Source organism: Blastococcus sp. SYSU DS0616 (assembly GCF_054051015.1).
In genome coordinates, this window is sequence record NZ_JBJHAJ010000011.1 from 1 (window position 1) to 24014 (window position 24014).

Genomic DNA, 24014 nt, shown 5'->3' on the forward strand with positions numbered 1-24014 from the left:
AACCGCCGAGATCACGTGATCTCGGCGGTTCCGGCGGTTCCGGGTCACCTCGACAGCGGGGCCGGGCTCTCCGGCAGGGGCGGCGCGGTCGGCGGGACCGCGGTGCGCGCCGTCTGCGCCAGCGCGATCCCCGTGAGGACGACGGCGCCACCCACGACCTGCCAGGCGGTGAGGACCTGCTCGACCCACAGCCAGGCGACGACGGAGGCGAACACCGGCTCCGCCGTGGCCACCAGCCCCGCCGCGGTCGGCGGCAGGTGGCGCAGGGCGGCGATCGACAGCCCGAACGGCACGACCGCGCCCATCACCGCGATCCAGGCCACCAGGACCCACAGCGGGAGCTCGAGGGAGCCGATCGAGACGGGCACGTCGCGGCCGAGCACCGCGGCATCGAACTGCCACCACGGCGCGGCCACCGCCCAGAAGACGGCGGCGGCGACGAAGGCCCAGCAGGTGAGGGTGACGGGGTCCCGCGACACGGTGCCCCGTTCGCCGATGAGGTAGTAGGTCGCCAGAGCCACGGCGGCGCCGAGGCCCGCTGCGACGCCGAGCACGTCGAGCGAACCGCCTCCGGTCCAGATCTCGGTCACCAGGGCCAGCCCGGACAACGACAGCACCAGGGCCGCCCACACCCGGCGGCGCACCTTCTCGCGGCGGACGAGCCACACGTAGACGGCGATGAGCACGGTCCCGGTGAACTCGAAGACGAGCGCGATGCCCACGGGCAGGCGACCGATGGCCACGTAGAAGAGGTACTGCGTCATGGCGATCCCGACGACGCCGAGGACCGCCAGCAGCGGAAGCTCCCGGCGGGCGACCCGCAGCCGGCCCGGGGCCACCACCAGCAGGACCGCGAGCAGGGCCACGGCTGCGCCGGTGCACCGCAACGCGGTCAACCGCGGCGCGGAGAGACCGGCCTGGAGGGCGAGCGTGGAGACGGTGCCGTTGACCGCGAAGAACGCCGCCGCCGCGAGGGTCAGCGCGTACCCGAGGCCGGGGCGGACGGTACGGGGCACGCGCGCACGGTAGCGGGCTACCGCGGCCGAGACACCTACCGGCTCAGAAGAGGGCGAGCTGGTGCGCCGGCGGGTGCGACTCGCGACCGGAGGCGGTGAAGACGGCGTCCAGCCCCGTCGCCTCGAACACCCGCCACACCGAGGGCTGGGCGTTGCGCAGCAGCAGGTCGATGCCGCGCTGGAGGCACCACCGGCGGACGCCGATGAGCACCGAGAGCCCCCCCGAGCCCATCGAGGGGACGCCGCCGAGGTCGAGCTCGAGGACCGTGCAGCCGGCGAGCGGGCGCTCGGCGACGAACGCCTCCAGTTGGGGCGCGGTCACCAGGTCGATGTCCCCGTCCACCACGACGAGGGCGTGGCCGCCGGCCGCCTCCCACTGCAGGCGGAGCCTGGCCGGCTCCGGAGCGGGGTGCGACACCCACCACGGTCGGCGCCCCCCGGGTGGCCTGGACAGCCGCCGGCTGATGTCCCACTCGTGCGCCCGCACCATCCGTGTTCCCCCTCGTGCCGACGGTCGCTGCCCCCGTCGTGCGGACCGTACGGACGGCGGTCCGGCGGTACAACGGATTGCGATACCGGATCGGCCGAAGAGCCACGCCCGGCAGGCGTGCTGTGACGGCGCGGCACCGCGGCAGCACGCACCGGAGGCGCCGCGGGAGGCCCGGCGCCCAGAGCGGCGACCGACGGCGACAGACTTCCGTCCATGGACGTGCCCGAGGCCCTCTACCTGCCCGACGGCGACGGATTCACCGCCACGGCCCTGACCATCGGCCCCTGGGACGCCGCCCACCAGCACGCGGGGCCGCCCGCCGCCCTGCTCCTGCGCGCCGTCGAGCGGGCCGGCGGGATCGTCGGCGGGCAGACCGTGCGGCTGGCCTACGACATCCTGGCGCCGGTCCCGGTCGGCCCGGTGCGGGTGCGCACCTCGGTGATCCGCCCCGGCCGGCGGATCGAGCTGGTGGAGGCGGTCCTCGACACCGGCGACGACCGCCCGCTCATGCGGTTGTCGGCCTGGCGGATGCGTTCCCGCGACGACGCCGCCCCGGCGACCGGGCAGCCGCACCCGGCGCCGTCCGGACCCGAGGAGAGCCGCCCCGAGCGGGCGGGGTTCTTCACCACCGAGATCGCCTACCACCGGGCGCTGGAGTGGCGGTTCGCCGCGGGGACCTTCAACGGCCCGGGGCCGGCCACGGCCTGGACCCGCCCCGAGTGCGAGTTGGTCGCCAGAGAGCCGATGACGCCGCTGCAGCACCTGCTGGTCATGACCGACGCCGCGAGCGGCATCTCCGCCAGCCTCGACTGGACGCGGGCCACGTTCGCCAACGTCGACCTCTCCGTGGCGCTGCACCGACCCCCGCGCGGGGAGTGGCTGGGGATGGCCGCCGAGACCCTGCACGGCGGCACCGGGGCGGCGCAGTGCTTCGCGGTCCTCTTCGACGTCGACGGCCCGATCGGGCGGTCCACGCAGTCGCTGTTCGTCGAGCCGCGGGAGACGCCGTGAGCGATCTCTCCGTCACCACCGGCACTGGGCGGCGGGTCGGGCTGGCATCGCCGGGCGGCGGTGCGCAAGGTGGAGAGGCCGCTTCCCCCGATGATCGGAGTGCCGCCCCGTGGACGCGCTGAGAGACGTGCTGGACTGGCTGTCCGGGCGGGGTCTCGAAGTGGTGCTGATCGTCCTCGGCTCGGTCCTGCTCGCCCGCTTCGTCGGCTGGGTGGGCGACAAGATCACCGACCGGATCGACCGGAACTCCACCGGCGGGGACGCGCTGGTCCGGTCGGAGGCGGCCAAGCACCGCCACTCGCTGACCCAGGTGCTCACCTGGGCGGCGGTCGTGCTCATCTACTCGATCTCGGTCTTCTTCATCCTCGACCGGCTCGGCATCCCGGTGACCGGCCTGGTCGCGCCTGCCACGGTGCTCGGCGTGGGCCTGGGCTTCGGCGCCCAGCGCATCGTCGGTGACGTGCTGGCCGGCTTCTTCATCATCACCGAGCGCCAGTACGGGTTCGGCGACGTCGTCTCCATCCAGGTCGTGGGCGGTGGCGACCCGGCGAACGGCACCGTCGAGGACGTCACCCTGCGCGTCACGCGGGTGCGCTCGCCCAACGGCGAGGTCGTGACCGTGCCCAACGGCCAGATCGTCAAGGTCGTGAACCTGTCCCGCGACTGGGCGCGCGCCGTCGTCGACGTGCCGGTGCCGACCACGGTGGACGTGAACCGGGCCAACGAGATCCTGCGGGAGGTGGGCCGGGAGGCGTTCCGGGACCCGGCGATGCGGCCGCTGCTGCTCGACCCGCCCACGGTCATGGGGGTGGAGACCCTCGGCCTGGACGAGGTGAACGTACGGGTGGTCGCCCGCACGCTCCCCGGCAAGCAGTTCGAGGTCGGCCGCGACCTGCGGGCGCGCATCGTCCAGGCCTTCCGCAGCCAGGGCATGCAGGTGCCGCAGCCCACCACCTCGGTCGCGGCGCGGGACGGCGCGACCGCCGTCCAGGAGGAGGTTTCGTGACCGCCCCCGACGAGCGCCGCGACCCGACCGACGCCACCGCCCGGGCCTCCGACGAACCCGTCGTCAGCACGGCGCCCGCCGCCGCGGCCGCCGATGCCGGGGCGCCCACCGGCACGACCGCGGCGCCGCGCCACCGCTGGTGGTCGGCCGTGCCCAAGCACCTGGGCCGGGCGCGCACCTCCACGGTCGTGCTCGCCGTGCTGTTCGTCTCCGTCTTCGCGCTGTACCTCAACGTCAAGCCGCCGGCCCCCGGCGAGCCGGACACCCGGGGCCAGGTCACCGAGCAGGCCGAGGAGACCGAGCCGGTCACCACCGAGGAGACGGAGCCGACGACCACCGAGGAGACGGAGCCGGCCCCGACGACGACGTCCCGGCCCAGCACCCCGACGACCGACTCGCCGTCCCCGACCACCGAGCCGACCACGACGGCTCCGGAGACCACCGGACCGGAGCCGACCGGCGACACGGGGGGCACCGGCGACGAGACGGACCCCGCCTCCCCGACCGGGTGACCGACGGGGCCGGTGTTTCACGTGGGACATCCGTCCCGCCACGGGGGCGGCGCGCACTCCCCTGCGGCGCGTCCTAGGATCACCTCGGCTCCTGAGAGGCAGCGCGAAGCACCTGGCTGGCTGCCCGGCAACCTCTACTCCGTCTGAGGTGCTCCAGGGGAAGAGCCGGCCGGGAGGCGCCCGCCCCCCGGCAAGGACGGAGCTCCCGTGCGCCGCGGGTCTCCGCGAGCGAGAGGAGACGGCGCATGACCGACCCGCAGAGCTGGAGCTTCGAGACCCGGCAGATCCACGCCGGCACGAGCCCGGACCCGGCCACCGGTGCCCGGGCACTGCCCATCTACGCGACGACGGCCTACCAGTTCCGCGACACCCAGCACGCCGCGGACCTGTTCGCGCTGGCCGAGATGGGCAACATCTACACGCGGATCATGAACCCGACGCAGGACGCGCTGGAGCAGCGCGTCGCGTCGCTGGAGGGCGGCGTCGCCGCGCTCGCCGTCGCCTCCGGGCAGGCCGCGGAGACCCTGGCGATCCTCAACCTCGCCGAGGCCGGCGACCACATCGTGGCGTCCGCCTCGCTCTACGGCGGCACCTACAACCTGCTGCACCACTCGCTGCCGAAGATGGGCATCACCGTCTCCTTCGTCGAGGACCCCGACGACCCGAAGAACTGGCAGTCCCTCGTCCAGGAGAACACCCGGGCGTTCTTCGCCGAGTCGATCGGCAACCCGAAGGGCGACATCCTCGACATCGAGACCGTCGCCGGTGTCGCCCACCGCAACGGCGTCCCGCTGATCGTCGACAACACCATCGCGACGCCGTACCTGATCCGCCCGCTGGAGTTCGGCGCCGACGTCGTCGTCCACTCGGCCACCAAGTACCTCGGCGGCCACGGGACCGTCATCGCCGGGCTCATCGTCGACGGCGGCACGTTCGACTGGACCGGCGGCCGGCACCCGATGTTCACCACCGCCGACCCGACGTACCACGGGGTCGTCTACGCCGACCTCGGCGCGCCGGCGTTCGCGCTCAAGGCCCGGGTGCAGCTGCTGCGCGACCTGGGGCCCGCGGTCTCCCCGTTCAACGCCTTCCTCGTGGTGCAGGGCATCGAGACGCTGTCGCTGCGCATGGAGCGGCACGTCGCCAACGCGCAGCGGGTGGCCGAGTTCCTCGAGGCCCACGACGCCGTCGAGCGGGTGAACTACCCGGGGCTGCCCTCCTCGCCGTGGCACGCCGCGCAGCAGAAGTACGCGCCGAAGGGCGCCGGCGCCGTCCTCACCTTCGAGCTGCACGGCGGCGTCGAGGCCGGCAAGCGGTTCGTGGAGGCGCTGGAGCTGCACAGCCACGTCGCCAACATCGGCGACGTGCGCAGCCTGGTCATCCACCCCGCCTCCACGACGCACTCCCAGCTCACCCCCGAGGAGCAGCTGACCACCGGGGTCACGCCGGGTCTGGTGCGCCTCGCCGTCGGCCTGGAGGGCATCGAGGACATCCTCGCCGACCTGGAGGCCGGGTTCCGCGCCGCCAAGTCGGCCTGACGGTGGGCGGGTGGGTCGAGGGCGACCCGGCGGGCGACCGCCGGTTCCTCGACCTGCCCGGCCCGTTCGAGCTGGAGCGCGGCGGGAGCCTGCCCGGCGTGCGCATCGCCTACGAGTGCTGGGGCACGCTCGCGCCCGACGGCGGGAACGCGGTGCTGATCGAGCACGCGCTCACCGGTGACAGCCACGTCGTCGGGCCGGCCGGGTCCGGCCACCCGACGCCCGGCTGGTGGGGCGGCGTCGTCGGCCCGGGTGCCGCCCTGGACACCGACCGGTTCTTCGTCGTCTGCGCCAACGTGCTCGGAGGCTGCCAGGGGACGACGGGGCCGTCGTCGGCCGCCCCCGACGGCGCCCCGTGGGGGGCACGCTTCCCCGGGGTGACCGTCGGCGACCAGGTGCGCGCCGAGGCGGCGCTGGCCGACGCGCTCGGCGTGCGGCGCTGGGCGTGCGTCGCCGGCGGCTCGATGGGCGGCATGCGGGCGCTGGAGTGGGCGGTCGCGTTCCCCGGCCGGGTGGCCGCGCTCTTCTTCCTCGCCTCGACCGCCGTCGCCTCGGCCGACCAGATCGGCACCCAGACCACACAGCAGGCGGCCGTGCGGGCCGACCCCCGCTGGCGGGGCGGGGACTACCCGCTCGCCGACCCGCCGGCGGACGGCCTGGGCGTCGCCCGGCGGATCGCCCACCTCACCTACCGCAGCGCGGCGGAGCTGGAGGCGCGCTTCGGCACCCGGGTGCAGGAGGACGGCCGCTACGCGGTCGCCTCCTACCTGCAGCACCACGGGGCGAAGCTGACCGGCCGGTTCGACGCCGGCAGCTACGTGCTCCTCACCGAGGCGATGAACAGCTGGGACGTCGGCCGGGGCCGCGGCGGCGTCGAGGCGGCGCTGGCCCGGGTGACCGCCCGCGCGCTCGTCGCCGGCGTGGACAGCGACCGGCTGTACCCCCCGGAGCAGCAGCAGCGGGTGGCCGACGCGCTCGGCGTCCCGCTGCGGCTGATCTCCTCCCCGTACGGCCACGACGGCTTCCTCGTCGAGGCCCCCGCGGTGGACGCGCTCCTGCGCGAGCTGCTGACGGGCTGACATCTCCGGAACCCGTCGTACCGCGGGTCCAGGATGGGGCCGTGCCCGCGCCGACGGATCTGCCGATGCTGCCGTTCGCCGACCAGCCCGCCCTGGAGGCCTGGCTGGAGGCCCACCACGCCACCGCCCCGGGGCTCTACGTGCAGATCGCCCGCAAGGGCTCGGGCATCCCCTCCGTCACCGCGGCGCAGGTCGTCGAGTCGGCCCTGTGCTTCGGCTGGATCGACGGGCGCGGCCAGCGGCTGGACGACTCCTACCACCTGCTGCGGCTGACCCCGCGCCGCGCGCGCAGCGTGTGGTCGCAGAAGAACGTCGCCACCGTGGAGCGGCTGACCGCCGAGGGCCGGATGCGCCCGGCGGGCCTGGCCGCCGTGGCGGCCGCGCAGGCCGACGGCCGGTGGGCACGCGCCTATCCGGGCGCGGCCACCATCACCGTGCCCGACGACCTCGCCGCGGCCCTGGACGCGCAGCCCGGCGCGCGGGCCGCCTTCGACGCCCTCGACGGCCAGAACCGCTACGCCGTCCTGTGGCGGGTGCACACCGCCGTCACGCCGGCGGGCCGGGCCAAGCGGATCGCCGCCGCCGTGCAGATGCTCGCCGAGGGGCGCCGCTTCCACTGACCACCCGGCGGGCGAGACTTCCCGGGTGGACGACGACCTCCTCGCGCTGCGCGAGGCCTGCACCCGCGCGCTGACCGGGCACGGCGAGTGGCGGCCGGCCGACCTGCTGGCCACGGTCCCGCCCGGCACCGCCCCGGACCGGTACGGCGAGGGCGGGGTGGTGGCCGAGCTGGAGGCCGAGGTCGCCGGGCTGCTCGGCCTGCCGGCGGCGGCGTACCTGCCCAGCGGGGTCATGGCGCAGCAGGCGGCGCTGCGCGTGCACGCGGACCGTCGCGGCCGGCGCACCGTCGTCTGCCACCCCGAGAGCCACCTGATCCGGCACGAGGAGCAGGCGTTCGAGCGGCTGCACGGCATGGTGCTGCGCCCGGCGGGGAACCGGTACGGGCCGCTGTTGCGCACCGATCTGGACGCGGTCGCCGAGTTGCCTGCCGCGCTGCTGGTGGAGCTGCCCCAGCGCGATCTGGGCGGGCGGCTGCCGCCGTGGGACGACCTGGCCGCGCAGGTGGCCTGGGCCTGGGAGCGCGGCGCCGCGGCGCACCTGGACGGCGCCCGGCTGTGGGAGGCCTCGGCCGGCTACGACCGCACGCCGGCCGAGATCGCCGGGTTGTTCGACACCGTCTACGTCAGCTTCTACAAGGGCATCGGCGCGCTGGCCGGCTGCTGCCTGGCCGGCCCGGCCGACGTCGTCGCGGAGGTCCGGGAGTGGCGCCGGCGGCTGGGCGGCACCCTGTTCGGGATGTGGCCGGGCGCGGCGTCGGCGCTGGCCTGCCTGCGCCGGCGGCTGCCGCTGATGCCCGCCTACCTGGCGCGCGCCCGCGAGGTGGCCGACGCCGTCCGCGACCTGCCGGGTGTCACCGTCGTCCCCGATCCGCCGGAGACGCCGATGCTGCACCTGCTGCTGCGCACGACGCCGGAGGCCTTCACCGCCGCGGCCCGAGCGCTGGCCGTCGACGGGCTGTGGACCTGGCCGCAGGCGATGCCCACCGGCGACCCCGCCGTCGTGCGGGTGGAGCTGCCGGTGGGCGACGCGACGCTGGCCCTGGACGTCCCGGAGATCCGGGCCGCCATCGCCGCACTGGCCGGCCGCGGCTAGCGTCGGGCCGTGAGCCTCGACGTCGCCGCGCTCCGCGCCTCCTTCCCGTCGCTGGCGAGCGGCACCGCGCACTTCGACGGCCCCGGCGGCACCCAGGTGCCCGAGCAGGTGGGCCGCGCGGTCGCGGCGACGCTGACTGCGCCGATCAGCAACCGCGGCGCCGTCACCGCCGCAGTGCGGTTCGCCGACGAGACGGTGCTGGCCGCACGGTTGGCGATGGCGGACCTGCTGGGCGCCGACCCCACCGGCGTCGTGTTCGGGCGCAGCGCCACCGCACTCACCTTCGACCTGGCCCGCACCCTCGCCGCGGGCTGGGGCCCCGGCGACGAGGTGGTGGTGACCCGGCTCGACCACGACGCGAACATCCGGCCCTGGGTGCGGGCCGCCGAGGGCGCGGGCGCGACGGTGCGGTGGGCCGCCTTCGACCCGGCCACCGGGGAGCTGACCGCCGACGACGTCGCGGCGGTGCTGACCGACCGCACCCGCGTGGTGGCGGTGACCGGGGCGTCGAACCTGATCGGCACCCGACCGCCCCTGGCCGCGATCGCCGGGCGGGTGCACGCGGCCGGCGCGCTGCTCGTCGTCGACGGCGTGCACCTGACCGCGCACGCGCCGGTCGACGTCCGGGCGCTGGGCGCCGACGTCTTCCTCTGCTCGCCGTACAAGTTCCTCGGCCCGCACTGCGGCGTGCTCGCCGCCGATCCCGCGTTCCTGGCCACCCTGCGCCCGGCCAAGCTGCTGCCGTCGACGGACGCGGTGCCCGAGCGCTTCGAGCTCGGCACGCTGCCCTACGAGCTGCTGGCCGGGACGACGGCGGCGGTGGACTTCCTGGCCGGCCTCGGGGGCTCCGGGCGGCGCCGGGAGCGGCTGGCCGCGGCGATGCTCGCGATCGAGGAGCACGAGGACCGGCTGCGGGAGCGCCTGGAGGCCGGGCTGGCGGAGCTGCCGGGCGTCCGGCTGTGGTCGCGGGCGGCGCACCGCACTCCGACGCTGCTGCTGACCTTCGCCGACCGCGATCCCGCCGACGCCTACCGGTTCCTCGCCGGTCGGGGCGTCAACGCGCCGGCCGGGCACTTCTACGCGATCGAGGCCAGCCGCTGGCTCGGGCTCGGCGACACCGGCGGCCTGCGGGCCGGGCTGGCCCCCTACAGCGACGCCGACGACGTCGACCGTCTGCTCGCCGGCCTGCGCGCGTGGCTGGCCGAGGGCTGACGGCCGTGCCCCGACACCACGCCTCGTCCCGCGGCCGCCGCACGGCCGTTCTCTTGACGCTGTGCGCCGCCGCGCTCGCCGGGTGCGGCGAGAATGACGAAGCGGTGGCCCACGCGCTCATCCGCGCGCTGGCGGAGGGGGCGGAGTCGGGCACGACGGTCGATCTCCGCGAGGTGGTGAGCGGCGACTGGGAACGCCTCACCTTCGTCTGCCCGTACGAGGACGAGAGCGATGTGACCGAGCGGCTCGGCTTCTCCTGGTCCGGCTTCCCGGGCACTGATCTGTCGGAGACCCAGGTGCTGTTCGTGTTCAGCCGGGACGACGGCGTGGCGACGTGGGCGAGGCTGCCCCGGGCTGCCGGCGACCCCTGCGGTGCCCGGAGTCCGGTGCCGCTGACCATGCCGCGCGAGGAGGCCGTCTTCACGGTGGCGGAGCAGGACCGGACCGCCGACGGCGGAGCGTTCTACTCGCTGGTCCCCGCACCGGCGTAGCCGGCCGGCTCAGCGCTCCAGTCGGCGCACCCTGCGCGCCGCGTCCAGCCGGTCGGTGTAGCTGATCGCGTTGCCCTGGATGTGCAGCTGGTCGTCGTCGGTGGCCTCGCGCAGCACCTTCGCGGGGACGCCGGCGATGAGCGAACGCGGCGGGAAGACCTTGCCCTGGGTGACGACGGCGCCGGCGGCGACGATCGACCCGGAGCCGATGTGCGCGCCGTTCATGATCACGCTGCCCATGCCCACGAGCACCTCGTCGTCGATGCGGCAGCCGTGCAGCACCACCCGGTGCCCCACCGAGACGCGCTCCCCCACGACCAGCGGGAAGCCCGGGTCGGAGTGCAGTGCGCAGCCGTCCTGGATGTTCGAGTCGGCGCCGATCTCGATGACCTCGGCGTCGGCCCGGGCGACGGCGCCGTACCAGATGCTCGACCGCGGCCCCATCGTCACCGCGCCCACCACCACCGCCGTCGGCGCCACGAACGCGGCCTCGTCGATCCGCGGCTCGCCGAACTCCAGGGCTCCGATGAATGCGTCGTCCACCCGCCCACCTCAGCACAGCCCCGGGCGGCGCGCACCGGTCGCACTCCCGGCAGACTTCCCGGCATGCCCGCGCACCTACCCCCGTTGCCCACGTCGATCGTGGGGAGCCTGCCCCAGCCCGGCTGGCTCATCGACCGCGACCGGCTGGCCCACCAGTTCCCGCCCCGGGTGCGCGCACGGGAGCTGTGGCGGGTGGCGCCGGACCTGCTGGCCGAGGCGCAGGACGACGCGACCCGGCTGGCGATCCGCTCGCAGGAGGAGGCCGGGCTGGACATCGTCACCGACGGCGAGATCCGGCGGGAGTCGTACTCCAACCACTTCGCGACCGCGCTGACCGGCGTCGACGTCGACGACCCCGGCACCGTGCTCAACCGGTCCGGGAAGCCGATCCCGGTGCCGCGGGTGCGGGCCGCGATCACCCGGCCCGCCCCGATCCAGGCCGACGACGTGCGCTTCCTGCGGGCGCACACCGAGCGGACCGTCAAGATCACCGTCCCCGGCCCCTTCACCATGGCGCAGCAGGCGCAGGACGACCACTACGGCGACGGCCGCGCACTGGCCCTGGCCTACGCCGACGTCGTCCGCGCGGAGATCGCCGATCTCTTCGCCGCCGGGGCCGACATCGTGCAGATCGACGAGCCGTGGCTGCAGGCCCGCCCCGAGGTCGCGCGCGAGTACGGGGCCGAGGCGGTGACCCGCGCGGTGGAGGGCGCGCCGGGTCCGGTGCACCTGCACCTGTGCTTCGGCTACGCGGCGATGGTCTCCGAGCGCCCCACCGGCTACTCGTTCCTCCCCGAGCTCGCCGACACCCCCGTCGACACCGTCGCCGTCGAGACGGCGCAGTCGCACCTCGACCCGGCCACGCTGCGGCCGCTGCGCGGCAAGGGCATCGCCCTGGGGGTCCTCGACCTGTCCACGCCGGAGGTCGAGACCCCCGAGGTCGTGGCCGACCGGGTGCGCCGCGCGCTGGACGACGTGGACGTCGCCCGCCTGGTGCTCACCAGCGACTGCGGGCTGAAGTACCTGCCCCGGGAGTCCGCGGCCGGCAAGATGCGCTCGCTCGCCCTCGCCGCGGAGCTGCTGCGCGCCGAGCTCTAGATCAGGCCGTGCGCGTGCACCGCCTCGGCCACCTGGAGGAACCCGGCCACGTTGGCACCGAGCACCAGGTCACCCGGTGAGCCGTACTCCTCGGCGGTCTCGTGGCAGCGGGCGTGGATGTCCCGCATGATCTCCTCGAGCCGCGCCTCGCTGTGCTCGAAGGTCCAGCGGTCGCGCGAGGCGTTCTGCTGCATCTCCAGCGCGGAGGTCGCGACTCCGCCGGCGTTGGCCGCCTTCCCGGGGGCGAAGCCGACGCCCGCCTCCCGGAACACCTTCACCGCCGACGGGGTGGCGGGCATGTTGGCGCCCTCCACCACGTACCGGCAGCCGTTGCGCGCGAGGACGGCGGCGGCGTCGCCGTCCAGCTCGTTCTGGGTGGCGCTGGGGACGGCGACGTCGCACGGCACGTCCCAGATGCTGCCGCCGGGCACGAACGCCGCCGAGGACCGGCGCTCCGCGTAGTCGGCCACCCGCCCGCGCTCGACCACCTTCACCTGCTTGAGCAGGTCCAGGTCGATGCCGGCGTCGTCCACGACGTAGCCGCCGGAGTCGGAGCAGGCCACGACGGTGCCGCCCAGCTGGTGCACCTTCTCGATGCCGTAGACCGCCACGTTGCCCGAACCGCTGACGACGACCCGCCGGCCGTCGAAGGACTCCCCGCGCGCCCGCATCATCGCGTCGGCGAAGAAGGCGGCGCCGTACCCGGTGGCCTCGGTGCGGACCAGCGCGCCACCCCAGCCGAGCCCCTTGCCGGTGAGCACACCGGACTCGTAGCGGTTGGTGATCCGCTTGTACTGGCCGAAGAGGTAGCCGATCTCCCGCGCGCCCACGCCGATGTCACCGGCGGGGACGTCGGTGTACTCGCCGAGGTGCCGGTACAGCTCGGTCATGAACGACTGGCAGAACCGCATGATCTCGGCGTCCGACCGGCCCTTGGGGTCGAAGTCGGAGCCGCCCTTGCCGCCGCCGATGGGCATGCCGGTCAAGGCGTTCTTGAAGATCTGCTCGAAGCCCAGGAACTTGACGATGCCCAGGTTCACCGAGGGGTGGAACCGCAGCCCACCCTTGTAGGGGCCGAGCGCGGAGTTGAACTCCACGCGGAAGCCGCGGTTGATCCACACCTCGCCGCGGTCGTCCTGCCACGGGACGCGGAAGATGATCTGCCGCTCCGGCTCGCAGATCCGCTCCACGGTCTTCATCTCGGTGTACTCGCTGTGCCGGTCGAGCACCACGGCGAGCGACTCCAGGACCTCGCGGACGGCCTGGTGGAACTCCGTCTCGCCAGGGTTGCGCCGCAGCACCTCGTCGTAGATGCCCAGCACCGTGGCCGGTACCTCGCCGCTCATCTCCGGCCTCCTCGCCGTCCGTCGCCGTGCAGGGGCAACGTACGTCGCGGCGGCGCCGCGCGCCGGGCCGGGGCCGTCAGCCGACGAGGCGGCGGGCGCCCCGGTACCCGTTCTGGTCGACGCTGGTGACGGCGACCGGCCGGCCGAAGGTGCGGGCGTGCACCATCATCCCGTTGCCGATGTAGAGGCCCACGTGGCTGACCGGCGAGTAGAAGTAGACGAGGTCGCCGGGCTGGAGCTCCGACCGCGGCACCTCGCGGCCGAGCTGGGACTGCGCCCGGCTGCTGTGCGGGAGGGAGATGCCGGCGGCGGCGTAGGCGTAGGACGTCAGGCCGGAGCAGTCGAAGCCGTCGGGGCCCGAGGCGCCCCAGACGTAGGGGTCGCCCACCTGGCCGAGTGCGGCCTGCACGGCCGCCGCCGCGGCACCGCTGGGAGCGTCGGGAAGGCTGCCGGCCGACGGCGTGGCGAGGGCCGGCCCGGCCAGCGCGGTCGCGACCCGGGCCTGCTCGGCGGCCGAGAGCCGGGCGTAGTCGGCGCGGTGGTCGGCGATCTGCTTCTCGAGCTCGGCCTGCTGGGCGGTGACCTGCTCGAGCCCGGCCTTCGCCGCCGCCGCGGCCTGGTCGGCGGTGGCCTGGGCCTGCTCCGCTGCGGCCTGGGCGGCGGCCACCTGGGCGATGACGCCGTTGGTGTGGTCGGCGATCAGGTCCAGCGTCGTCATCTGCTGGACGAGCTCGTCAGCCGAGCCGCTGGTGAGGAACGCGGCCACCCGCGACCGCGTCTTGCCGGTGTAGCCGGTGTGCGCGATGGCCCGCATCTGCGGCTCGAACGCGGCGACGGCGGCCTGGGCCGTGGCCGCGTGGGCGGCGGCCTCCTCGGCGATCCGCTGCTGCTCGGCGACGGTCATCCGGGCCTCGTGCACCTGCTCGTCGATGACGGTGAGCTCCTGGGCGGTCTTGCGCACCAGCTCGGCGGCCTCGGCCGCGGAGCCCGGCGCGGCCGAGGCCGCCGTGGGGGTGAGAACGCCCGTCGCTGCCGCCACCAGCACGGCGCCGACCGCGAGGACGACACGCGAGCGGCGACGGGTGGTCGTGTGCTGCGTGTGCACCCTGGCCTCCGATCACCTGCGCCGGGCCCGGGGAAGGGCCGCAACCATGCGCGTCAGAACGGACCGTAGGGAGCTGTTGTCGACGAGTAGCGGGGGGCGCGCGGGTGACCGGCCCCGGGTTCACCTCCTGAGTCACACGCGCCCCAGGAGGGGCCCACCGCCACGAGGGTGAGGTCTCAGCGACGGCGCGGGCCCGCCGCGGTGCCGTCCGGCAGCCGGTCGGGCGCGAGCGGGACGAGACGGTCGGCGACGGCGCCGGTCACGAAGGAGTAGACGGCCTTGTGGGCGACGTCGACGACCTGGTCGCGACGGGACCAGGTCCAGGGCGGGGAACCGACGCCGCTGGCGTTCTCCAGCGTCTGGTCGGTGGCCAGCCGGACGGAGGTGTGCCAGGCCGACGCGCGCGGACCGCGCAGCCCGCTGGCGGCCCAGATGCCGCGCAGCGCCCCGACGGCCGCGCCGGTGCCCCAGTGCATGAGGTGGTTGCGGACCGGCGGCCGGGCCGAGCCGGGCAGGCGCCGGCCGGTGCTCACCGCCGTGAGCGTGCGCGCCGGCACGTAGCTGTCCGGGCGGCCGGTGAGGGCCTGCTCGGCCTTCTCGCCCAGGGTCATCACGGCGACGCCGGCCAGGCCGGCGAGTGCGCCCCGCAGGGCAGCGCGTCCCATCACGGGACCGCATCTACCCGCGGGGCCGCCTCCGAACCCGGGGTCTTCGCTCAGCCGGCGAGGGGCTCCTGCACCTGGAGGCCGGCCAGGGCCTGGAAGTCGCGCAGGATCGCCGAGAGCTCCTCGGAGGTCCACGGCTCGCAGCAGTCGCAGCCGCCCTCGCGGAAGCTGACCAGACCGATGGAGCCACCGGCCTGGTCCTCGGCGATGGCGAGGTGGCCGGCCGACGGGTGACGGTGGCAGGCGCAGGCGGCGGCGCAGAGGCCCAGCCCCCAGCCGGAGATGACGACGGTGTACCCGTCGTCGCGGACCTTGCCCACCTGGAAGACGGACGGCTTGCGACTCCTGGTCACGGAGTCCTCCCCTCGACAGCCCCGTGGGAGCGGGGCTCGCGTGCGGTACTCGGTCATCGAGCTACGAGAGGTTTCGGCAGAACCCGGGTCTGGGTAAAGCGATCCGCTCGCTCAGGTATCGCAACTGAGCGTAGTTCGATGAACACACGACGTCCCCGTCAGTTTCCGCCAGCGTGCGCGAGATCGACTTGGCGGAACTGTGACGGAACGGCCCCGACCCGCCGGGGAGGGCTCAGCTGGCGGGGCTGACGCTGCTCATGTTGAAGTCCGGCACCCGCAGGGGCGGCATCGCGGTGCGGGTGAACCAGTCGTTCCACTCCCGCGGCAGGGTGCGCTCGGTGCGGCCGGCCTGCACCGCTCGTGCGAGCAGGTCGACCGGGGACTCGTTGAACCGGTAGTTGTTCACCGCACCGGTCACCTCGCCGTTCTCGACCAGGAAGACGCCGTCGCGGGTGAGTCCGGTGAGCAGCAGGGTCTGCGGGTCGACCTCGCGGATGTACCAGAGAGTGGTGAGCAGCAGCCCGCTGTCGGTCGCGGCCACCATCTCCTCGAGGGAGGCCGTGGCGGTCGGGTCCTCGAGGATCAGGTTGTCCACGGCGACGGTGACCGGGGCGGTGGTCTTCAGCGCCCAGGCCCGCGGGCGGATCAGGTTGGTGAGCACCCCGCCGGAGATCCAGTCCACCGCCGGCGCCGCCATGCCGTTGTCGAACACCGACGCCGAACCCGACGACGCGCCCACCACCTGGAAGGGTGCCGCCTCCAGACCGGGGGCGGACGGGTCGCTGCGCAGCGTCAGCGGCAGGGCGGCCAGCCGCTCGCCGGTGCGGTTGCCCCCGCCGGTCCGGGCGAAGACGTTGCGGCCCTCGTCGGCGTCCCGCGCCTCCATCGTCCAGTAGAGGTAGATCATCAGGTCGGCCACCGCCGACGGCGGGAGCAGCGTCTCGTAGCGGCCGGCCGGGAGGTCGACCCGTCGCCGGGACCACGCCAGCTTCCGCTGCACGTCGGCGGCAAGGGCGGCCACCGAGACGTCGGTGAAGTCCCGGGTGCCGGTGCCGGCCCACACCGAGCGGCCGAAGTCGGGCGTCTTGCCGTTGAGCTCCACCCGCCCCGTCGGCTGGTCGTGGCGCAGCCGCAGCCCGGTGGAACTGCCCAGGTAGGTGGTGCGCATCGAGTGCTCGGCGAAGCCGAAGAGCAGCTCGCCGCGGTCACCCGCCTCGCCGAAGGCCTGGCCGAGCGCCGGGGCGAACTCGGTGAACACCTCGATCGAGGTCTGCGCGGGCTCGGCGTCCCAGTCGCCGGCTCCGGGCGGGGTGTCGGCGATCAGCGGCATCGCGTCCTCGGCCGGCCCGGCATCCCGGGCGGCCTGCTCGCTCATCCGCACCAGCTCGGCGACATCCGGGGCGCCCGAACGGCTCACGGTGCCGGCCGCCATCCCGGCGCCGCCGTCGACGAAGGAGATCACCACGACCGAGCGCGACCGCATCGCCCCGTTGGTGGTCAGGCTGTTGCCGGCCCAGCGCAGGTTCGCCTCGGACCCCTCGACGACGACGGTGACCTGCCCGTCGGCGGTCGAGGCGGCCAGCGCCTGCTCGACGACGTCCTGGGGCCGCTGGTAGCTCATCGCCCGGCCTCCTCGACCGTGTTGAGGATCGCCACGCCCTCGAACAGGGCGGTCGGGCAGCCGTGGCTGACCGCCGCCGTCTGGCCGGGCTGCGCCTTGCCGCAGTTGAACGCGCCGCCCAGGACGTAGGTCTGCGGGCCGCCGACCGCCGTCATCGAGCCCCAGAAGTCCGTCGTCGTCGCCTGGTAGGCGACATCGCGCACCTGGCCGGCGAGCCGGCCGTTCTCGATCCGGTAGAAGCGCTGGCCGGTGAACTGGAAGTTGTAGCGCTGCATGTCGATCGACCAGCTCTTGTCGCCGACGACGTAGATGCCGTGCTCGACCCCGGCGATGATCTCCCCGGTGGAGGGGCCGTCGGGCACCGGCTGCAGCGACACGTTCGCCATCCGCTGCACGGGGACGTGCCCCGGCGAGTCGGCGTAGGCGCAGCCGTTGGAGCGCGCCATGCCCTGCAGCCGGGCCATGTTCCGGTCCACCTGGTAGCCGACGAGCACGCCGTCGCGGACGATGTCCCACTGCTGGCCGGCCACGCCCTCGTCGTCCCAGCCGACGGTGGCCAGCCCGTGCAGTGCGGTGCGGTCCCCGGTGACGTCCATGAGCGGGGAGCCGTACCGAAGCGTGCCCAGCCGGTCGGGCGTGGCGAAGGACGTGCCGGCGTAGGCCGCCTCGTAGCCGAGCGCCCGGTCCAGCTCGGTGGCGTGGCCGACGGACTCGTGGATGGTCAGCCACAGGTTCGAGGGGTCGACGACGAGGTCGTAGCGGCCCGCCGTGACCGTGGGCGCCTTGGTCTTCTCGCGCAGCAGCTCGGGGATCTCCGCCAGCTCCCCGCGCCAGTCCCAGCCGGTGCCGGTGAGGTACTCCCACCCGCGGCCGGCCGGCGGGGCGAGGGTGCGCATGCTCTCGAAGGACCCGGTGGACCGGTCCACGGTGAGCGCGGTCAGGTCGGGGTTGATGCGCACCCGCTGCTGGCGGGTGCGGGTGCCGGCGGTGTCGGCGTAGTACTTCTGCTCCTTGACCAGCATGCAGGTGGCCTGCACGTGCTCGACGCCGTCGCCGGCCAGCAGCTGCTCCGACAGGTCGGTGAGCAGCGCCGTCTTCTCGGCGTCCGGCACGGTGAACGGGTCGACGTCGTAGGCGGAGACGTACTCGGCGTCCGGGTACACCGGCTCCGGGGCCAGTTCCACGCGGTCGGAGTTCAGCGCGGCGGCCACCCGCGCCACCGCGATGGCCTCCTCGGCGAGGCGGACGGCCTCGGCGGCGGTGAGGACGACGCCGGCGGCGAACCCCCAGGTGCCCTCGTGCACCACGCGGACGGCCAGGCCGAGGTCCTCCCCGTCGGTGAAGGCCTCGGGGCGGGCGTCGCGCAGGCTGATCGTCTGGGTGCGGATGCGCTCGACCCGCAGGTCGGCGTGCGAGCACCCGAGGTCGATGGCGCGGGTCAGCGCGGCGTCGGTGAGCGCGGACAGCGGGAGGGCGAGGAACGACTCGTCGATCGTGCGGCGAACGGGCACCGCCCCTGTCTACCAGCGCCCGGGCACGGGTGAGGTGGGGCGCCCGGGGTAAGCGCCTGCGCATGGACCGGGCTGCGGACGACGTGACCATGACCTTCGGCGGCACCGCGACGATGCTGCTGCGGATCGGGGGGTTCACGCTGCTCACCGACCCGAACTTCCTGCACCGCGGGCAGCGGGCGCACCTGGGGTACGGGCTGCGCAGCAAGCGGCTCACCGACCCGGCCCTGCTGCCGGCCCAGCTGCCGGAGCTGGACGGCATCCTGCTCTCGCACATGCACGGCGACCACTGGGACCGGATCGCCACCAAGGCGCTGCCCAAGGAGACGCCGGTCGTCACCACGCCGGAGGCGTCGAAGTGCCTGGCCGACCGGGGCTTCACCGGCACCGCCGACCTGCGGCCCTGGCAGACGCACACGTTCGCCCGCGACGACGAGGAGCTTCGGGTGACCTCCGTGCCGGGCGTGCACGGCCCCGGCCCCCTGGCCCGGGTGCTGCCGCAGGTGATGGGCAGCGTGCTGGAGCTGGTGCGCGACGGGGAGGTCAGCTGGCGGGGCTACATCAGCGGCGACACCCTGTACCGGCCGTTCCTCGGCGAGGTGCTCGAGCGCTGCGGCCCGCTGGACGTCGTCATCCCGCACCTGGGCGGCACCAAGGTGCTCGGGCTGACCGTCACGATGGACGGCCGCCAGGGCGCGGACCTGGTGGAGCTGCTGAAGCCGCCGGTCACCGTGCCGGTGCACTACGACGACTACTCGCTGTTCAAGAGCCCGCTCGGGGACTTCGTCGCCGAGGTGGCCCGCCGCGAGCTGCCCGGCACGGTCCGCCCCGCCCACCGCGGCGAGACGATCAGCCTGCGCGCCTGACCGTCCCGCCGCGTGCGGGTCACCTGCGGGCGAGCAGCTCGTCGAGCTTCTCGTAGCCCTCGTTCACGCCGACCTCCATGCCGCTCGCGAGCATCGCGTCGCGGCCGGCGAAGGAGTCGCACAGCGAGGTCGTGGTCAGCCGGGTGCGGCCGTCGCCGAGGTCCTCCAGGCGCAGCCTCTCCAGGACGACCTCGTCGGGCATGCCCTCGTACGTGAACGTCTGCACGATCAGCTCGTCGGGGCGCACCTCGTGGAAGCTGCCGTAGAAGGCGTACTCCTCGCCGTCCTGGCTGTGGACGTAGCGGTAGGAACCACCCGTCCGGCAGTCGTAGCGGTCGATCGTCATCTCGAGGCCCCGCGGGCCGAGCCACTGGACGACCAGGTCGGGCTCGGTGTGGGCGCGGAAGACCTTCTCCCGCGGCGCGTCGAACTCCCGCGTGATGCGGATGAGCGGGACGTCCGGATCGGCGGCGATCTGGGTCTCGCGGTGGGTGCTCGTGGTCATGAGGGGCTTCCTTCCTGGGACGGGGCTGGGGCGTCCGGCATGGTTCGCAGGACGTCGTCCAGCCGGCGGTAGCGCTCCTCGGCCTGGCGCCGGTAGCGCTCGATCCACTTCGTCATGAGGTCGAAGACCTCGGCCTCGAGGTGCACCGGGCGGCGCTGGGCCTCCCGGCTCCGGCTGACCAGGCCGGCGTCCTCCAGCACCTTCAGGTGCTTGGAGACGGCCTGGACGGTCACGTCGTAGGGCGCGGCGAGCTCGCCCACCGTGGCGTCGCCGACCGCGAGCCGCGCCACGATGTCCCGCCGGGTGGGGTCGGCCAGGGCCGAGAACACCCGGGAGAGCGGATCCGCCACCACGTCACATCCTTTCTCAACCTCTCGGTTGACGAAGACGCTAGGACGCACCTCCGAGCTTTGTCAACCGGTCGGTTGAGGAATGTGTCGTCCGCCCGAGGGCGGAGGGTGCGGATCAGCCCGGCGACCGACGCGCGCTGACGGCGGGAGGACCGACGCTCCCCCCATGGACACGAAGAAGGCAGTGCTCGGGACGGTGGCCGGAGTGGTGGCGGTCGGCGCGGTGGCCGTGGCAGGGATCGTGGTGACCATGCCGGCGGGCGTGGACGGGCCCGGGGCGATGCTGGCGGAGCTGCAGGGTCACACCGAGACGTCGGACCACGCCGACGCCGACGACGCCCCGCGCGGGGACGTGCCGGGCTGGACCCGCCCGGTGGGGCACGACGTCACCGTCGTCCGACCCGGCGAGGCCGCCGGCGACGACTCCGGCAGCGTGCGGGCGGAGATGACGCTGGACGAGGGAGCTCGACCGCCGGCGGACTGCACCGCGCTCCCCCAGGTGGGCATGCCTTTCGACGGCGGCGGGAACTGGCCCGATCTGGGCGACGAGGCGCAGCTCTGCGAGGGCTGGGTGACCGTCGTCCTCGGCGACCGGCTCTACACCTGGACCGGCGACGACCTGCAGGCCGCGGCGGGCTGAGCTCAGCCCGCCGCGAGCCGGGCGGCGCGGGCAGCGACGTCGGCACGCAGCGCCGCGACGTCGACCGTGGTCGAGGCACCGTCGCGCACGACGGGGCGGCCGCCCACCCACACGTCACGGACGTGCCGCCCCGCGCCGGACCACACCAGGTGCGCCAGCACGTCGGCCGGGTCGCCGACCGGCTCGAACACCAGGTCCCGGGTGTCGACGTGCACCAGGTCGGCCCGCCGGCCGGGGGCCAGCTGACCCAGGTCCGGGCGGCCGAGGGCGTCGGCCGCTCCCCCGGTGGCCAGCCAGAACGCCTCGGCCGCCGTCAGCGCCGTCGCCGACCGCTCACGCAGCCGCGCCATCCCCGCGGCCAGCCGCAGGTCGGCGAAGAGGTCCAGGGAGTCGTTGGATGCGGGGCCGTCGGTGCCCAGCCCCACCCGGATGCCGCGGTCGAGCATCGGGCGCACCGGCGCGATGCCGCTGGCGAGCTTGGCGTTGCTGGCCGGGCAGTGGGCGACGGCGACGTCGTACTCCTGCCACAGCTCGAGGTCGCCGTCGTCCATGTGCACGCAGTGCGCGGCGAGCACCCGGCCACCGAGGACGTCGTAGGAGGCGAGCAGCGCGGGCACCGACAGCCCGTGCGCGGCCAGCAGGTCGGCGCCCTCGGTGGCGGTCTCGGCGACGTGCAGGTGCAGCAGCAGCTCGTGCTCGCGGGCGGCCCGTGCGGCGTCGGCGAGCACGGGGAGCGGAACGGTGTAGGCCGCGTGCGGGCCGATGCCGTACTCGATCGTCCCGTCGCCGGGCGCGCCGGCGGCGAGGGCCACGGCGGCGCCGAGCTGCTCGGCCATCGGCGGCATGCCCGGGAGCGCCAGCAGCGGCGTGGCGACGACCGCCCGGGCACCGGTGGTGGTGACGGCGGCGGCGATCCGCTCGGGGTGGAAGTACATCTCCACGCTGGTGGTGACGCCGTTGCCGAGCAGCTCCGCCGACGCCGCGGTCATCGCGACCTCGACGTCCTCCGGGGCGAGCCGGCTCTCGCGCGGCCACATGACCTCGCGCAGCCAGCGGTCCAGCGGCAGCCCCTCGCCCTGCCCGCGGAACAGCACCATCGGCGCGTGCGAGTGGGCGTTGACCAGGCCGGGGGTGAGCACCCCGGACAGCGCGACGACGTCGGCGTCCTCGACCGGGGGCGCCTCGGTGGCCGGCCCGACCCACGCGATCGCACCGTCCGCGACGTCCAGGACGCCGTCGGGGACGACCGACCCGGCGCGGTCGCCGACGACGAGTGCCCGGGCGGTGAAGCGCTGCCGCATGGTCCCGAACCTAGCTCCGCGCCGGCCCAGGGGCGCGGCGGCGGGCGGAGGGCGCCGATACCGTGGAGCCCATGTCGTTCCTCGCCGCTGCGGCCTCCGACGAGGGTGGCATCACCGGCTTCTTGCTGGACCTGGTCGAGACCCTCGGGCCGGTCGGGGTCGGGCTGTCGATCCTCCTCGAGACGGTCGTCCCGCCCATCCCGAGCGAGGCGGTCCTCGGCCTGGCGGGCGTGCTCATCAACGACGGCCGGATGTCGATCGTCCCGGTGATCATCTTCGCCACCCTGGGCTCGCTGCTGGGCGCGATCTTCTTCTACTACGTCGGGCGGGCGCTCGGGCCACGCCGGTCGCACGCCTTCCTCGACCGGCTGCCCCTGGTGGAGACCGAGGACGTCGACCGGACCTTCGCCTGGTTCGAGCGGCACGGCCGCGCCGCGGTCTTCCTCGGCCGCATGGTGCCGATCGTGCGCAGCTTCATCTCGGTGCCCGCCGGGGTGGTGCGGATGCCGCTGGGGCAGTTCCTGCTGTTCACCGCGGCGGGGAGCCTGATCTGGAACACCGTCCTGGTCACCCTGGGCGTGGCGGCCGGCGACTTCATCTACGAGAACCTGCGGTACCTGGACTACGTGCTCGTGGCCGCCGTGGTGCTGGGCGTCTCCTGGTTCGTCTACAAGAAGGCCACCGGGAGGATGCGCCGGCCCCCGCAGGCCGGGAAGCACCTGGACGAGGACTGGGACCCGACATCGTGATCCGGCATCGCCCCGAGGTCGTCGCCTTCGACGTCAACGAGACCCTGCTGGACCTCGCGCCCGTCCGTGCCACCCTGGTCGAGTCAGGGGAGCCCGAGGCGCTGCTGGGCACCGTGTTCGCCCGCACGCTGCTCACCGGCTTCGCGGCGGCCGCCGTCGGTTCGTGGTGCCGGTTCCGGGACGCCTTCGACGCCGCGCTGGCCCAGGAGAGCGGTCTGTCGGCCGACCAGCGCGCGACCGTGGCCGACGCCTTCGGGGAGCTCGCGCCGCACCCCGACGTCGAGCCCGCGCTGCGCCGGCTGGCCGAGGCCGGGGTCCGGGTCGTCACGCTGTCCCACGGCTCGCCCGGCGTGGCCGAGGCGGGGCTGGAGCGGGGCGGGATCACGCCGCTGGTGGAGCGCAGCATGACGAGCGAGACCATCCGCGCCTGGAAGCCGTCACGGGAGGTGTACCTGTGGGCGGCCGGCGTCTGCGACGTGGCGCCGGAGCGGATGGCGCTCGTCGCCGCGCACGGCTGGGACGTGCTGGGCGCGCAGCGGGCGGGGCTCACCGGCGCGTGGTTCCCCCGGAGCGAGCGGGTGTTCCCCGCGGTGTACGGCGAGCCCGACGTCGCCGCCCCTGACCTCCCCGGCGCGGTGGACGCGCTGCTGGCCCTCCCGCCGCGGTGACCGCCTTCGACATCGGGACGCCGCACGGCCCGGCCCGCGCCCACCTGACCGACGGCGGAGCCCGCGGGACGCTGCTGCTCGGGCACGGGGCCGGGGGTGGGGCCGACTCGGCCGACCTGCAGGCGGTCGCCCGCGACGCCGCCGAGGGCGGGTGGCGGGTGCTGCGCATCGAGCAACCGTGGCGCGTGGCGGGGAAGAAGATCGCCCCGGCGCCGGCCCGCCTGGACGAGGGCTGGCGGGCGGTGCTGGCGCACCTCTCGGGGTCGGGGCACCTGACCGGTGCGCTCGTGGTCGGGGGGCGCAGCGCCGGGGCGCGGGTGGCCTGCCGCACCGCGGGACAGGTCGGCGCCGACGGCGTGCTCGCGCTGGCGTTCCCGCTCCATCCGCCGGGCCGGCCGGAGAAGAGCCGGGCGGACGAGCTCGCGGGCGTGACCGTCCCGGTCGTCGTGGTGCAGGGCGAGCGGGACGCGTTCGGTTCGCCGGCCGAGGTGGCCGCGGTGCTGACCGGCCGGGGCAGCGCATCGGTGTACGCCGTCCCCGGTGACCACTCGCTGAAGAAGAACCCGGACCTCGTCGGCGCGGCCGCCGCCTCCTGGCTCGCCGAGGTGCTCCCGGGCTGACCGCT

At 74.7% G+C, this 24014-nt stretch carries 27 protein-coding genes and 1 riboswitch; of the genes, 15 read left to right on the forward strand and 12 right to left on the reverse strand.

Annotation, left to right across the window (positions count from 1 at the left end; translation table 11 throughout):
* Positions 1-44: 44 nt before the first annotated feature.
* Entirely contained in the window at positions 45-1016 is a 972-nt protein-coding gene (locus ACI79K_RS10065; protein ID WP_456591207.1) for an EamA family transporter, read from the reverse strand.
* A 43-nt stretch (positions 1017-1059) separates the two neighbouring features.
* Entirely contained in the window at positions 1060-1506 is a 447-nt protein-coding gene (locus ACI79K_RS10070; protein WP_456591206.1) for an STAS domain-containing protein, read from the reverse strand.
* A 213-nt stretch (positions 1507-1719) separates the two neighbouring features.
* Between ACI79K_RS10070 and ACI79K_RS10075 the strand changes: the two genes are divergently transcribed.
* The 9 genes from ACI79K_RS10075 (at position 1720) to ACI79K_RS10115 (ending at position 10068) form a co-directional block, all read left to right on the forward strand.
* Positions 1720-2517, forward strand: a complete 798-nt coding sequence (locus tag ACI79K_RS10075) for a thioesterase family protein (protein ID WP_456599619.1) — start codon at positions 1720-1722, stop codon at positions 2515-2517.
* 109 nt (positions 2518-2626) lie between these two features.
* Positions 2627-3523, forward strand: a complete 897-nt coding sequence (locus ACI79K_RS10080) for a mechanosensitive ion channel family protein (RefSeq protein ID WP_456591204.1) — start codon at positions 2627-2629, stop codon at positions 3521-3523.
* Positions 3520-4035 carry a hypothetical protein gene (locus ACI79K_RS10085; RefSeq protein WP_456591203.1) on the forward strand — a complete coding sequence of 172 codons (516 nt, stop codon included), beginning with the start codon at positions 3520-3522 and terminating at the stop codon, positions 4033-4035. Before ACI79K_RS10080 ends, ACI79K_RS10085 begins: the two co-directional genes overlap by 4 nt.
* A gap of 87 nt (positions 4036-4122) precedes the next feature.
* Positions 4123-4238, forward strand: a riboswitch (SAM riboswitch).
* A 42-nt stretch (positions 4239-4280) separates the two neighbouring features.
* Positions 4281-5573 carry a bifunctional o-acetylhomoserine/o-acetylserine sulfhydrylase gene (locus ACI79K_RS10090; protein WP_456599620.1) on the forward strand — a complete coding sequence of 431 codons (1293 nt, stop codon included), beginning with the start codon at positions 4281-4283 and terminating at the stop codon, positions 5571-5573.
* Positions 5574-5575: 2 nt separating this feature from the next.
* Positions 5576-6652, forward strand: a complete 1077-nt coding sequence (metX, locus tag ACI79K_RS10095) for a homoserine O-acetyltransferase MetX (protein ID WP_456599621.1) — start codon at positions 5576-5578, stop codon at positions 6650-6652.
* A 41-nt stretch (positions 6653-6693) separates the two neighbouring features.
* A complete protein-coding gene (locus ACI79K_RS10100) occupies positions 6694-7272 on the forward strand; it encodes a YdeI/OmpD-associated family protein (RefSeq protein WP_456591200.1) in 579 nt (192 codons plus the stop codon).
* A gap of 25 nt (positions 7273-7297) precedes the next feature.
* Positions 7298-8365, forward strand: a complete 1068-nt coding sequence (locus tag ACI79K_RS10105; RefSeq protein WP_456591199.1) for a threonine aldolase family protein — start codon at positions 7298-7300, stop codon at positions 8363-8365.
* A 9-nt stretch (positions 8366-8374) separates the two neighbouring features.
* Entirely contained in the window at positions 8375-9577 is a 1203-nt protein-coding gene (locus ACI79K_RS10110) for a cysteine desulfurase-like protein (protein ID WP_456599622.1), read from the forward strand.
* A 104-nt stretch (positions 9578-9681) separates the two neighbouring features.
* On the forward strand, positions 9682-10068 hold the full coding sequence (locus ACI79K_RS10115; protein WP_456599623.1) for a hypothetical protein: 387 nt from the start codon (positions 9682-9684) through the stop codon (positions 10066-10068).
* A 9-nt stretch (positions 10069-10077) separates the two neighbouring features.
* Here ACI79K_RS10115 and ACI79K_RS10120 read toward each other — a convergent pair whose 3' ends face one another.
* Positions 10078-10611: a gamma carbonic anhydrase family protein gene (locus ACI79K_RS10120; protein WP_456599624.1), complete on the reverse strand. Its 534-nt coding sequence runs from the start codon at positions 10609-10611 to the stop codon at positions 10078-10080.
* Between the two features lie 63 nt (positions 10612-10674).
* On the opposite strand from ACI79K_RS10120, the gene ACI79K_RS10125 reads away from it, so the two are divergent.
* Entirely contained in the window at positions 10675-11709 is a 1035-nt protein-coding gene (locus ACI79K_RS10125) for a uroporphyrinogen decarboxylase family protein (RefSeq protein ID WP_456597532.1), read from the forward strand.
* Here the strand turns inward: ACI79K_RS10125 and gdhA are convergent.
* The 6 genes from gdhA to ACI79K_RS10155 all read right to left on the reverse strand — a co-directional run bounded on the left by gdhA (position 11706) and on the right by ACI79K_RS10155 (position 18310).
* Positions 11706-13055 carry an NADP-specific glutamate dehydrogenase gene (gene gdhA, locus ACI79K_RS10130; RefSeq protein WP_456599625.1) on the reverse strand — a complete coding sequence of 450 codons (1350 nt, stop codon included), beginning with the start codon at positions 13053-13055 and terminating at the stop codon, positions 11706-11708. The two genes, ACI79K_RS10125 and gdhA, sit on opposite strands and share 4 nt — an antisense overlap.
* Positions 13056-13131: 76 nt before the next feature.
* Positions 13132-14160: a C40 family peptidase gene (locus tag ACI79K_RS10135; RefSeq protein WP_456599626.1), complete on the reverse strand. Its 1029-nt coding sequence runs from the start codon at positions 14158-14160 to the stop codon at positions 13132-13134.
* Positions 14161-14336: 176 nt separating this feature from the next.
* The gene (locus ACI79K_RS10140; RefSeq protein ID WP_456599627.1) at positions 14337-14825 is read right to left on the reverse strand and encodes a hypothetical protein; all 489 of its coding nucleotides are present in this window, start codon (positions 14823-14825) and stop codon (positions 14337-14339) included.
* Between the two features lie 50 nt (positions 14826-14875).
* Positions 14876-15178, reverse strand: a complete 303-nt coding sequence (locus ACI79K_RS10145) for a hypothetical protein (protein ID WP_456591192.1) — start codon at positions 15176-15178, stop codon at positions 14876-14878.
* A gap of 232 nt (positions 15179-15410) precedes the next feature.
* Complete coding sequence (locus tag ACI79K_RS10150) at positions 15411-16799, reverse strand: metallopeptidase TldD-related protein (protein WP_456599628.1); 1389 nt, start codon at positions 16797-16799, stop codon at positions 15411-15413.
* A complete protein-coding gene (locus tag ACI79K_RS10155) occupies positions 16796-18310 on the reverse strand; it encodes a TldD/PmbA family protein (protein WP_456599629.1) in 1515 nt (504 codons plus the stop codon). The genes ACI79K_RS10150 and ACI79K_RS10155 overlap by 4 nt, the downstream gene beginning before the upstream one ends.
* Positions 18311-18372: 62 nt before the next feature.
* Here ACI79K_RS10155 and ACI79K_RS10160 point away from each other — a divergent pair, with 62 nt between their 5' ends.
* Positions 18373-19176: an MBL fold metallo-hydrolase gene (locus ACI79K_RS10160; protein ID WP_456591189.1), complete on the forward strand. Its 804-nt coding sequence runs from the start codon at positions 18373-18375 to the stop codon at positions 19174-19176.
* A gap of 19 nt (positions 19177-19195) precedes the next feature.
* Here the strand turns inward: ACI79K_RS10160 and ACI79K_RS10165 are convergent, their stop codons facing one another.
* Both ACI79K_RS10165 and ACI79K_RS10170 read right to left on the reverse strand, forming a co-directional pair.
* On the reverse strand, positions 19196-19681 hold the full coding sequence (locus tag ACI79K_RS10165) for an SRPBCC family protein (RefSeq protein WP_456599630.1): 486 nt from the start codon (positions 19679-19681) through the stop codon (positions 19196-19198).
* On the reverse strand, positions 19678-20034 hold the full coding sequence (locus tag ACI79K_RS10170) for an ArsR/SmtB family transcription factor (RefSeq protein ID WP_456599631.1): 357 nt from the start codon (positions 20032-20034) through the stop codon (positions 19678-19680). The genes ACI79K_RS10165 and ACI79K_RS10170 overlap by 4 nt, the downstream gene beginning before the upstream one ends.
* A 163-nt stretch (positions 20035-20197) precedes the next feature.
* Between ACI79K_RS10170 and ACI79K_RS10175 the strand changes: the two genes are divergently transcribed.
* Complete coding sequence (locus tag ACI79K_RS10175) at positions 20198-20671, forward strand: hypothetical protein (RefSeq protein ID WP_456599632.1); 474 nt, start codon at positions 20198-20200, stop codon at positions 20669-20671.
* A 2-nt stretch (positions 20672-20673) separates the two neighbouring features.
* Here ACI79K_RS10175 and ACI79K_RS10180 read toward each other — a convergent pair whose 3' ends face one another.
* Entirely contained in the window at positions 20674-21972 is a 1299-nt protein-coding gene (locus ACI79K_RS10180) for an amidohydrolase family protein (protein WP_456599633.1), read from the reverse strand.
* A 71-nt stretch (positions 21973-22043) separates the two neighbouring features.
* On the opposite strand from ACI79K_RS10180, the gene ACI79K_RS10185 reads away from it, so the two are divergent.
* The 3 genes from ACI79K_RS10185 to ACI79K_RS10195 are packed head-to-tail and all read left to right on the forward strand — an operon-like array spanning position 22044 to position 24009.
* Entirely contained in the window at positions 22044-22721 is a 678-nt protein-coding gene (locus ACI79K_RS10185; protein ID WP_456599634.1) for a DedA family protein, read from the forward strand.
* The gene (locus ACI79K_RS10190; RefSeq protein ID WP_456591183.1) at positions 22718-23389 is read left to right on the forward strand and encodes an HAD-IA family hydrolase; all 672 of its coding nucleotides are present in this window, start codon (positions 22718-22720) and stop codon (positions 23387-23389) included. Before ACI79K_RS10185 ends, ACI79K_RS10190 begins: the two co-directional genes overlap by 4 nt.
* The gene (locus ACI79K_RS10195) at positions 23386-24009 is read left to right on the forward strand and encodes an alpha/beta hydrolase family protein (RefSeq protein WP_456591182.1); all 624 of its coding nucleotides are present in this window, start codon (positions 23386-23388) and stop codon (positions 24007-24009) included. Before ACI79K_RS10190 ends, ACI79K_RS10195 begins: the two co-directional genes overlap by 4 nt.
* Positions 24010-24014: the final 5 nt, after the last annotated feature.